Raw genomic sequence first — 11,199 nt, forward strand, 5'->3', positions numbered from 1 at the left:
TTTAGTGAGTGGTTAAAAGGCAAAAAGGTGAATTTAGGCTGCTACTGCCAGGCTTGGCGCAACAACGAAAATCAAGTACATACCAATACCAACACCGATCATAGGTACCGCATCTAACAAACCAGCCATTAAAAACATTTTGGTTTGCAATTGTGGGCCCTGCTCTGGTTGACGTGCAGCACCCTCAATTAGCTTTCCGCCTAAAATAGCGAAGCCAATTGCTGTACCTAGCGCAGCAAAACCAATCAAGAAAGCCGCTGCAAAATAAACGAGTGAAGCTGACATAGTTATATCTCCAATATTAACAAGAAGTAAAAATTAAACCGAAAAAGCAAAATTAAATTAATGGTCTTCGCCGGTGTTATGGGCCATTGCCATATAAACAACGGTCAACACCATAAATACGAAAGCTTGGATTGTAATAACCAGAATATGGAATACAGCCCAACCCCACTGAAGAACACCAGCAAATAAACCTAAAACAAAACCGGCGCCAAACATCAGGGCAATTAGAATAAAGATCATTTCGCCAGCGTACATATTTCCAAATAGACGCAAGCCTAAGGACACAGGTTTAGATACGAGAGCGATGGTTTCCAAAAGGAAGTTGATCGGTATTAGTAGGATATCGATATACCACTTACCGGCATGGAAAGGGTGCAGAGTCAGCTCCTTCACGAACCCCATCAATCCTTTTTCTTTGATACTCAGAAGGATCATTAAGAAAAAGACAGCCAAAGCCATACCCAAGGTTATGTTGGGGTCTGTGGTGGGAACCACTTTAAAAAACAGATGATCGTTGCCCGAAACGGAAGCCGCTGCCATTGGCAGCCAATCGACAGGTATCAAATCCATTAGGTTCATAAAGAACACCCACACAAAAATGGTTAACGCCATTGGAGCAACCATGCTGTTTTTGTAGTGGAAGGTGTCGCTGACTGTTTTATTAATAAAATCAACAACTAACTCAATCAGGCTTTGCATGCCCGTGGGCACGCCAGCAGAAGCCTTAGCCGCTACCCGATAGAATATGAATGAAAACATTAAGCCCAGTGCGATGGACCAACCCATAGAATCTAAATGGATGGCCCAAAAGCCCATATCCACAGCCTCTTGTGAGCTATGAGCCAAAGTCCAAATATCCTGCTCCAACACCGAAACGCTACCATCTGCGTTAATGCGTTCGTAGCCTGCGGGTAACTTCCCGTAAGCTAAGTTCTGCAAGTGGTGTTGAATATAACCCGTTGCTGTGATTCCTTCGCTTGCCATAATGTCTCAAGCACCTCAATAGATATAAAAAAAGTTACTGTGTGTTGCTAAAGCGCGCCGCCAAGCCCATTTGTAGAACTAATAGCACCGCATATGACGCGAACAACACCACAGGTTGCACCGGTAGCGGGGATACAAAGATCAACCCAAAACCTACCAATGTCAGAATAAATTTTCCGCTTTCGCCTCGGTAGATAGACTTAATCATCCTCGAAGCTGAGCGTGCACCCGTATAGCGCCATGCTAAACCGGCAAAATAGGCGTGGGGGATAATGGCGACCATTCCACCCAAGAGACAAGACATCGCGATAGTGCTACCGGAAGGCGAGACGATGATTTGCAAAAACCAAGCGCATGCCACAACCAGCGTTAAAAACACCAGTTCAATTCCCAGCCACAGTTTTATCGGAGGCTTGCTAATACTTGCCGCGCGTACTTCTAAGGTAACTTTATTCGCAGCTCGTTTTTCGACCATTTTGCACCAGATCAGCCAGCGCGCACCAAAGGGCGGCACACGGGGCGTCGCGCATTATAGGTTTAAAGAAGGGTGCATTCAACCAGCTTGAGTGGCCCATTCACCCGATAAAGATAAGTATTAGTTGTCTGATTTGTACCTCAAATGGGCCAAAATCCCATCTAACTCATCCAAACTGTTGTACGACAAGACTAACTTACCCTTACCTTTTGCGGTTTGCTGGACTTGCACCGGCACCCCTACATGCTCGGCTAACGCCTCTTCCAGCTTGCGGATATCGGCGCTGTTTGACTCGGCCGGCACCGCTTTAGTCTGATCCTGTTGCAGTTTTCGGACTAATGCTTCGGTCTGACGAACGGAAAAACCTTTAGCCACCACCTGACGGGCAACCTCGCGCTGGTCCATATCGTCGAGAGTGAGTAGGCAACGAGCATGCCCCATCTCCAAATCGCCGTGCTCCAACATGATTTTGACATCATCTGTTAAGGCGATTAAACGCAACAAATTGGTTACCGTCGTGCGCGATTTTCCCACCGCATCAGCTACTTCTTGATGGGTTAAATCAAATTCATCCTGTAAGCGCTTAAGTGCCACAGCCTCTTCGACAGGGTTTAGGTCCTCGCGCTGAATATTTTCGATCAGCGCCATGGCAATGGCCGCTTCATCGGGCACATCGCGAATGACGGCGGGGATTTTATCTAGTCCGGCAATTTGGGTCGCTCGCCACCGCCGCTCACCGGCAATGATTTCGTATTGTTGCTGACCCGAGTTTCTATCCCCAATTGGCCGCACAACAATGGGCTGCATCACTCCCTGCGCTTTGATTGATGCGGCCAACTCTTCGAGCGCCTCTGAGTGCATATCCCGACGCGGTTGATATTTTCCGCGCTGAATAAATTCAACCGGAATTTCTGCGAGTTTTCCATCAACGTAGGCAGCCTGTTCAGGTTTGTCACCGTCGGATGAGGTAACCACGGGTTTGCCTGCGCCTAAAAGTGCATCTAAACCTCGACCCAAACCTCTTTTCTTAGCTGCCATTCGATATCTTCCTTTAAATTTTTATCACTGCGCTTGTGGCACGGCTTGTTTTTGATGTGCTTCGTTTCTACGCAGCATTTCGCCGGCTAAAGCGAGATAAGCAATAGCACCTTTAGACTGGTTGTCGTAGGCCAATACCGGCTGACCGAAAGAGGGCGCCTCTGCCAAGCGCACGTTGCGCGGAATACAGGTGCGATACAATTTTTCACCAAAATATTCGGTTAGCTGCGCAGATACATCCACGGTTAAGCTGTTGCGCGGATCGTGCATCGTGCGCAAAATCCCCTCGATAACTAATTCGGGGTTCAATACTTCCGTTATTTGATTAATGGTTTCCACCAAGGCCGACAAACCTTCGAGCGCGTAGTATTCACACTGCATGGGAATAATGACACCTTGGCAGGCAGTCAAGGCATTCACCGTCAACATGTTTAACGACGGCGGGCAATCGATCAACACGTAGTCGTAACGCCCAATGACCGGCTTGAGTGCGATTTTTAGACGCTGTTCTTTTTCATCGATGGATAGTAATTTAACTTCGGCTGCCGTTAAGTCGCTGTTTGCCGGTAGAACATCGTAACCGCCCGACTCTGAATACTGGATAACATCTAACAACTTTGACTCACCTAAAAGCACATCGTATATCGATTCTTCCAGTTCATTTTTATCGATGCCGGAACCCATGGTCGCATTGCCTTGGGGATCTAGATCTACCAGTAACACCTTTTTTTTGGTTGCCACGAGAGAGGCGGCCAAATTGACGCAAGTGGTTGTTTTTCCAACACCACCTTTTTGATTGGTTATCGCGTAGATCTTACTCACGGTTTTATCCTTATTATCAAACGGGTCGGCGCATACGGGAGATTTCGAGTAGATGTCTTTCCCCATCGCAACCGGGTACGTCGAGGGAATGACTGGCTTCGACAGTATAGTGTTTTGCCAAAACGCTCAACTCTGTTTCAGGGTAAACCCCTTTCATAGCCCAGAAGCGGCCATTTGCACTGAGCAGAGAATCACAGCCTTTTACCATGTCTTCGATACTTGCGAAGGCACGACTAATAACACCATCAAATAAAGACGTTGGCTTAAAGTTTTCTACCCGCGTATTTTCAATTTGAACGTTGTCCAGTTTCAATTCCATTTTCACCTGAAACAAAAAACGCGTTTTTTTGCCATTACTATCGAGCAAGGTGTAGTGTTTATCGGGATTCATTATCGCCAAGGGAATACCTGGAAGGCCACCACCTGTTCCCACATCAATGATGCGCTCGCCTTTAACAAACGGTTGTACGACCAAGCTATCCAGCAAGTGCCGAGAAACCATATCTTCTCTATCGCGAATAGCTGACAGGTTATAAGCCTTATTCCACTTCTCAAACAACATTAAATAGCGAACCAATTGCTGCTGCTGAAATACAGTCGCCGACAAATGCATTTTCGCTAAGCCACGCTCAAGCTGATCTGAAAATAAAACACTCGAATCCATGGTGAGAATTTTCCTAAATCGCAGCGCTACTTGGTTTTTTTAATAGACCACGCTTTTTCAAATAGATCATTAATAACGAAACAGCGGCTGGCGTTACGCCAGGAATTCTCGCTGCGCGAGCCAAGGTTTGAGGTTTAGCTTCTGTTAATTTCTGTCGAACTTCGTTTGATAAACCATCGACGACTGCGTAATCTAAATTCTCAGGTAGCAACATCGCTTCGTTGCTACGTAAGCGCTCGATATCTTCTTGCTGTCTGTCGATATAACCTGCGTACTTTATCGATATTTCCACTTGCTCAGAAACAGCTTCATCCAACTTGATATCAGAGATCTGAGAAATATCGGCATACACAAGCTCAGGCCGTTTTAGCAAATCATGCAGGCTGTATTCGCGGGTTAACGGCGTTGCAATTTTTTGTTCAATTTTTTTCGCTTGCTCACTACCAGCTTGCACCCAAGTTTCTTTTAGACGTTGCTGTTCCAATGTTATCGCTTCGCGCTTTTCATTGAACGCCTGCCACCGGGCATCATCCACCAATCCTAAGTCACGTCCCATGTCGGTAAGGCGTAAATCGGCGTTATCTTCGCGCAACACTAAGCGGTATTCGGCGCGGCTGGTAAACATACGGTAGGGTTCTTGTGTACCCAAGGTGATTAAATCATCCACCAACACACCCAAATAAGCTTGCTCTCGGCCTGGACACCAAGCCGGTTTATTCTGGGCACGCAGCGCCGCGTTAGTACCCGCCAATAAACCTTGTACGCCAGCCTCTTCATAGCCTGTCGTGCCGTTTATCTGACCGGCAAAAAATAATCCCGCTATCGCTTTGGTTTCAAAACTGTAATTCAGGTCTTGCGGATTGAAATAATCGTATTCGATCGCGTAGCCTGGACGAATAATGTGTGCATTCTCAAAGCCGGCAATTGAGCGCACTAAATTTAACTGCACATCAAAGGGCAAACTGGTCGATATGCCATTGGGGTAGAGTTCGTGTGTGGTTAAACCCTCGGGCTCGATAAAAACCTGATGCTTGTCCTTGTCGGCAAAACGATGAATTTTATCTTCAATGGACGGGCAATAGCGTGGGCCTACGCCCTTGATTACGCCGGAATACATGGGCGAGCGATCTAGCCCACCACGGATAATATCGTGGGTTTTCTCGTTGGTGTAGGTGATGTAACAACAGCGCTGTTCAGGATGATCTGCTCTGGAGCCCATGTACGACATAACCGGCCGTGGGTCATCGCCCCATTGGGGTTCTAGCCCGCTGAAATCAACCGAACGCGCATCGATACGCGGTGGTGTACCCGTTTTAAGTCTTTCAACACGTAGCGGAAGCTCTCGCAATCGACTCGCGAGCGCTATTGCCGGTGGATCACCGGCGCGTCCACCCGAGTAGTTCTCCAAGCCAATATGTATTTTGCCGGCTAGGAAGGTACCCGCTGTTAGTACCACCGACTGGGCGAAAAATTTAAGGCCCATTTGGGTGATGACACCCTCAACCTGATCGCCTGTGACGATGAGGTCATCGGCTGCCTGTTGGAATATCCATAAATTAGGTTGATTTTCGAGGGTATAGCGAATTGCAGCTTTGTACAAAATGCGATCTGCTTGCGCGCGCGTCGCCCGCACCGCTGGGCCCTTTCGAGCATTCAGTACGCGAAATTGTATGCCGGACTTATCGGTTGCCAACGCCATGGCACCACCGAGGGCATCAATTTCTTTCACCAGATGGCTTTTGCCAATACCACCAATGGCTGGATTACAGGACATTTGCCCAAGTGTTTCGACATTGTGGGTAAGCAGCAGGGTTTTCATGCCCATACGCGCAGAAGCTAAACAAGCTTCTGTGCCAGCGTGTCCACCGCCAATAACGATGACGTCGAATCTAGTGGGGTAATCCATGGTGTGTTCAGAGCATTGTGAAAAAGGGCGCCGATTATATGCCTGTCTTTGTAATTGTTCAAAAAAACATCTAGCGCATTTAATTAAGAATTAATCTAAATAAATAATATATAGAGAATATATATAGAAGTACTTAAAGCTGTTGTTATATATGGTAACGCGTTTTTCTGTGGATAAGCTATTTTTTATGTTTAAAAACAACTAGTTACAAGAAGTATAAAACACGTATAAGCGGGTCGGAAAGCTCGGTGTAATGGGCGTTTAACTTGTGTCTTAAATGGCCAGTTTTCCACAGCTCAAAAAACAACCAGTCAAACAACCTGATTTAATCAGTGTTTTAGCGCAGGTTTTTCATGAGTTATCCACAGAAATTATTTTTGGTAAGGTAAAATCGTTTAAAAACAGCAGTTTAGTGGATAAACCTGTGAATGAGTGTTAATAACTTGCGGGTAAGCCGTTGATTAGGTTGTTATTTAGACAAAGGAGACATTTATTGTCCCCTTTGTAAACGGTAAATTAGCGGTATAAATGAAAGGATTTTTTTATTTTCCAATACAAAAAGACGAAAATATCTTACCGAGCAACTGATCAGCACTCATATTGCCCGTTATTTCCCCTAAAGATTGTTGTGCAGCGCGTAAATCTTCCGCTAAAAGCTCACCCGCACCATAGCCATTGAGCTGTTGTTCACCTGCATTTAAGTGGTGTTTGCAGCGTTTAAGGGCATCTAAGTGGCGCCTTCGGGCGGTAAAATTGCCCTCTGTGTTGGCGTTGAAGCCCATGACGTGTTTTAGGTGGGCCCGTAATTCCTCTAAACCAGCCTGGGTTTTAGCGCTAATGCTGAGCGTTGCTGGATTTTGGCTGACCCAGCCGGTCTTTTGTCCTTGCAAGTCCGCTTTGTTATGAAGATAGGTGATTTTGTTTTTATCGAGCAATGGCGCGAGTGTTGGTATCAGTGTTTCCAATGTCTCGGCATTGGCTTTGTCTCGGGTCGGGTCTTGAACAATCAGAATCCGGTCGGCTTGGAGGATTGCCTGTTGTGCTCGCTCTATGCCTATCGCCTCCACTATATCTGGGTTATCCCTAAGGCCTGCGGTATCTAATATATGAAGCGGCATACCATCGATGTGGATATGCTCTTTTAAAATATCTCTGGTTGTGCCTTCTATATCTGTGACAATGGCTGTTTCCCGGCCAGCTAGCGCGTTTAACAGACTGGACTTGCCGGCGTTAGGTCTTCCTGCAATCACGACGGTCATTCCCTCTCGTGTTAACACGCCCTGCTGGGCTTCGCGCTCGACTAGGGCGAGGTTTGTCATGATGGCGTCTAGCTGGCGTGCCACATGACCATCGGTTAGGAAGTCGATTTCCTCTTCAGGGAAGTCTATTGCTGCTTCTACATATATCCGCAAGTTGGTCAGGGAATCCAGTAGGTCGTTAATTCTGCGTGAGAATGCGCCTTGTAAACTGTTTAGGGCATTCTTAGCCGCCTGTTCTGAAGAGGCATCAATAAGGTCGGCTATGGCTTCTGCTTGGGTAAGGTCCATTTTGTCGTTTAGAAAGGCGCGTTCTGAAAACTCACCGGGCTTGGCTATGCGTGCGCCCAAACTGATGCATTGGCTGAGTATCCAGTCCATAACTACTGGGCCACCGTGGCCCTGAAGTTCAACCACGTCTTCACCCGTGAATGAATGGGGGTTTGGAAAGAAAAGACAGATACCTTGATCGAGTACTTTGTTGTTGGTGTCGTAAAAGTTGCCGTAGTGGGCGTGCCTAGGCTTAAGATTTTTCTTTGTTAACTGTGCGCCGATGGTGGCAGCGTCTTTACCGGATAGTCGGATGATGCCGACACCACCTCTACCTGGTGGCGTGGCAATGGCAACAATGGTGTCTTTTTCGATATTAGGTAAGTTATTGCCAGTCATTGATGCGCCTCGTCGGTTGAGAACACATTATATAGAAGCTGGAATAACTATGAGCAAAACGCCTGGCAATGAAAAAGGGCGCTAAGTGCGCCCTTTGTGGTTTCGGTTAAGCGGGGTCTGCCGCGTCTATCTGTTTGGTAATTATGTATTGTTGAACGATGGAGATGGCGTTGTTGGCCACCCAGTACAAAACCAATCCGGCGGGGAACCACATAAACATGAAGGTCATGAACAGCGGCATCATTTGCATTACTTTTGCCTGCGTTGGATCGGGAGGGGTCGGGTTGAGCTTAAATTGCACGAACATAGTCAAACCCATGATCGCAGGCAAAATGAAGTAGGGGTCGCGCACAGAAAGATCTTGTATCCAACCTAGGAAAGGTGTGTGGCGCAATTCGACGCTTTCCATTAATACCCAGTAGAGGGAAATGAACACGGGCATTTGAACAAGTACCGGTAAACAGCCACCCATGGGGTTAACTTTTTCCTTTTTGTACATCTTCATTAGCTCGGCAGACATCTTTTGGCGGTCGTCGCCATAGCGCTCTTTTAGGTCCGCCATTAATGGGCCAAGCTTGCGCATTTTTGCCATAGACTTATAGCTGGCAGCAGATAGCGGAAAGAATATTGCTTTGATAACTATTGTTAATGCAATAATTGACCAACCCCAGTTACCAATAAATCCGTAAATAAAGGTCAGAAATTGGAATAGTGGTTTAGCTATCCACCACAACCAACCGTAATCCACGGTGAGGTCTAGGTAGGGTGAAATTTCCTCCAGGGCATAGACATCTTTTGGACCTACATAGAAGGATGCCGAGGTTTGACCTTCGCTACCCGCCGCTACTTTTAGCGCCGGCGTGGTAAAGCCCATGAAATACATATCGCTGTTTTTGGATTTACGCAGGGTGAAGGTATTTTGGCTTTCTGCGTTAGGAATCCAAGCGCTGATAAAATAGTGTTGCACCATCGCAACCCAACCGCCTAACTCTTCAACCTTGATGGTCTTGGTTGCCTCGGCCATATCTTCGAAATCTACCTTGCGGTATTTTTCTTCGGTGGACGTAAGTGCTGCGCCAAGATAGGGGCTCATGCCGATACCGACATCCGTTGCGACAATGTGGGAGTCTCTTTTAATCTGACCATAAAGGTTGGCTTGCCAATTGTCGCTGGACTGATTGTTGATCAGATAGCTCACATCGACTAGATAGCTACCGCGCGTTAGGGTGAAACGCTTGGTGATCGTTACCGCGTTTTGTTGGTACAGCAAGTCGACGGACACTGAGTCTTTACCGTCTTCTAACGTGACGTGATTAGTATTAACGCTAAATACGGGTCTGTTGCCTTGAGCGTCTGTGCCGTTTTGGCCAACTAAACCGCTTTGTGCCACATAGGTGTGGTCTTGGTTTTGGTTGAGTATTACAAATGGCGCGTCTTTTTCACCCAGTTTAGCAAGATGTTTAGGCAGCGCTGCGTACACGATATCGCCACCTTGGGTGTCGATTTTTAGAATCAGTGTGCCAGTGCTTATGGTGACTAACTGCTGTGAAGCTTGGCTTATCGCCGCAGGCTCACCATTGCTGACAACCGGAATTTCGTCGTCACCGGTTTCTGGCAAGGTCACCATAGGCGCAGACAAGGTGGTGTTTTGCTCTAGGGCAATTTCGGGCTTTTTCGCATCTTGAAATGCGGCCCATTCTTTCACCAGTAATAGGGCGGTCGCCACCATTCCTGCTATTAAGAGGTATTTAGTCCAATCTTTTTTCATGTTGTTTGCCGTTATCGGAATGAGTATCGGGTACCGGGTCAAAACCACCCGCGTGCCAAGGGTGGCATTTTATAAGGCGGGCGAACATTAAATAACCCCCTTTTATAACACCGTGCTTATTTATTGCTTCTTCTGCGTAATAGGAGCAGGTTGGATGGAACCGACATTGGTTGCCGACCCAGGGGCTAAGCAGAAAACGGTAGATTTTAATCAATCTAACCATTACCCATTTCATGTTTGTGCTGCTTCTTTCGCTTTTTTCGCCAGGCGCTTCAGTTGTTGTTCTAGTTGCTTCGTTATTGTCTCGTTGTCGAGCTTATCTAAACCTCGACGAGTCAAGAATACGCAGTCGATAGGGGGGAGCTCATGTTGTAAATGGCGAAATGCTTCGCGCACGAGTCGCTTTATGCGATTGCGTTGAACAGCAAGCTTGATATTTTTTTTAGCGATAACTAAACCGAGTCGCGGTGCCGAAAGCCCGTTACTGGATGCCAAAAACATAAAATATTGATGTGAAGCACGAAAGGTTGCCTGATCGAAAACAGGCTTGAAGTCACTGGGGGTCAGTAGACGCAGCGATTTGCTGAACGTAAAACTGGGCACCCCAGAACCTCGAGAGGTGATTAAGCAGCTACCAGTTGCTTACGACCTTTGGAGCGACGTGCTGCCAGAACCTTGCGACCGCCTTTGGTAGCCATGCGAGCACGGAAACCGTGAACTCGAGCGCGCTTTAGGTTGCTGGGCTGAAATGTTCTTTTCATGGAACTAAAACCTGCCAAATATTGAGCTTGGATATCAACGCGTTTGGTCTATCTACGGAAATAAATTTACCGGAACGCGAAAAGAGGGCGGATTCTAAAGAATTGTTGCCGGTAAAGCAATCAGCAAGCGTAGATAATTCGTGGCTTTAGCGATTATTTTCAACGCTTTTTCTAACACCACTACATCTTGTGGTAGCTATTAATACGAGCAACTAGTTCACTATTTACTGACTGGTTTTTCATGTTTTATACACAGGGTTATCAACAGGGTTGGTTGGTGTTGTAAACAGGTTTGGGTGATGGAGCTGTTCGTATTAATATGGCGATTATTTTCACAAGCTATTGATATATATAGATTTAAATAACGATTTTTAAAAAACTAACCGGTTACTTGTGGATAACTATGGTAGTTAGTTAGGCTGCGGGTTAGAATACGCAGCTCAAATCAGACGTGGTTTATCGCTGCGCTCTGGGGCAGGTTAGGCTGCCACTCTCTTGTTATGTGCACATAAAAGTCGATCGTCCTTTTGGGGTTTAGGTTCGTCATAATAAGTGCATTAACAAGGCGCGA

12 protein-coding genes are annotated in these 11,199 nt (G+C 46.7%); all 12 read right to left on the minus strand.

Going from position 1 to position 11,199, the window contains the following annotated elements; genetic code table 11:
• Nucleotides 1-33: 33 nt before the first annotated feature.
• Nucleotides 34-285, minus strand: coding sequence for a F0F1 ATP synthase subunit C (gene atpE, locus ACGHTT_RS19745; RefSeq protein WP_380736105.1), 252 nt, complete (start codon nucleotides 283-285; stop codon nucleotides 34-36).
• Between the two features lie 57 nt (nucleotides 286-342).
• Entirely contained in the window at nucleotides 343-1,269 is a 927-nt protein-coding gene (atpB, locus tag ACGHTT_RS19750; RefSeq protein ID WP_390592729.1) for a F0F1 ATP synthase subunit A, read from the minus strand.
• Between the two features lie 34 nt (nucleotides 1,270-1,303).
• Complete coding sequence (locus ACGHTT_RS19755) at nucleotides 1,304-1,744, minus strand: ATP synthase subunit I (RefSeq protein ID WP_390592730.1); 441 nt, start codon at nucleotides 1,742-1,744, stop codon at nucleotides 1,304-1,306.
• Between the two features lie 120 nt (nucleotides 1,745-1,864).
• Nucleotides 1,865-2,782 (minus strand): ParB/RepB/Spo0J family partition protein, encoded by a 918-nt coding sequence (locus ACGHTT_RS19760; protein ID WP_390592732.1) that lies wholly within the window; start codon nucleotides 2,780-2,782, stop codon nucleotides 1,865-1,867.
• A 24-nt stretch (nucleotides 2,783-2,806) separates the two neighbouring features.
• On the minus strand, nucleotides 2,807-3,604 hold the full coding sequence (locus ACGHTT_RS19765; RefSeq protein WP_390592733.1) for a ParA family protein: 798 nt from the start codon (nucleotides 3,602-3,604) through the stop codon (nucleotides 2,807-2,809).
• Between the two features lie 16 nt (nucleotides 3,605-3,620).
• On the minus strand, nucleotides 3,621-4,268 hold the full coding sequence (gene rsmG, locus ACGHTT_RS19770) for a 16S rRNA (guanine(527)-N(7))-methyltransferase RsmG (protein ID WP_390592735.1): 648 nt from the start codon (nucleotides 4,266-4,268) through the stop codon (nucleotides 3,621-3,623).
• Between the two features lie 13 nt (nucleotides 4,269-4,281).
• Nucleotides 4,282-6,174, minus strand: coding sequence for a tRNA uridine-5-carboxymethylaminomethyl(34) synthesis enzyme MnmG (gene mnmG / locus ACGHTT_RS19775; protein WP_390592736.1), 1,893 nt, complete (start codon nucleotides 6,172-6,174; stop codon nucleotides 4,282-4,284).
• 542 nt (nucleotides 6,175-6,716) lie between these two features.
• A complete protein-coding gene (gene mnmE, locus ACGHTT_RS19780; protein WP_390592737.1) occupies nucleotides 6,717-8,099 on the minus strand; it encodes a tRNA uridine-5-carboxymethylaminomethyl(34) synthesis GTPase MnmE in 1,383 nt (460 codons plus the stop codon).
• 106 nt (nucleotides 8,100-8,205) lie between these two features.
• Entirely contained in the window at nucleotides 8,206-9,867 is a 1,662-nt protein-coding gene (yidC, locus tag ACGHTT_RS19785) for a membrane protein insertase YidC (RefSeq protein WP_390592738.1), read from the minus strand.
• Nucleotides 9,848-10,102, minus strand: a complete 255-nt coding sequence (yidD, locus tag ACGHTT_RS19790; RefSeq protein ID WP_390592739.1) for a membrane protein insertion efficiency factor YidD — start codon at nucleotides 10,100-10,102, stop codon at nucleotides 9,848-9,850. Before yidD ends, yidC begins: the two co-directional genes overlap by 20 nt.
• Nucleotides 10,099-10,470 carry a ribonuclease P protein component gene (gene rnpA, locus ACGHTT_RS19795; RefSeq protein ID WP_390592740.1) on the minus strand — a complete coding sequence of 124 codons (372 nt, stop codon included), beginning with the start codon at nucleotides 10,468-10,470 and terminating at the stop codon, nucleotides 10,099-10,101. Before rnpA ends, yidD begins: the two co-directional genes overlap by 4 nt.
• 20 nt (nucleotides 10,471-10,490) lie before the next feature.
• Nucleotides 10,491-10,628, minus strand: a complete 138-nt coding sequence (gene rpmH / locus ACGHTT_RS19800) for a 50S ribosomal protein L34 (RefSeq protein WP_290260190.1) — start codon at nucleotides 10,626-10,628, stop codon at nucleotides 10,491-10,493.
• Between the last annotated feature and the right edge of the window lie 571 nt (nucleotides 10,629-11,199).

The organism is Simiduia litorea (genome assembly GCF_042853465.1).
GTDB lineage: Bacteria > Pseudomonadota > Gammaproteobacteria > Pseudomonadales > Cellvibrionaceae > Simiduia > Simiduia litorea.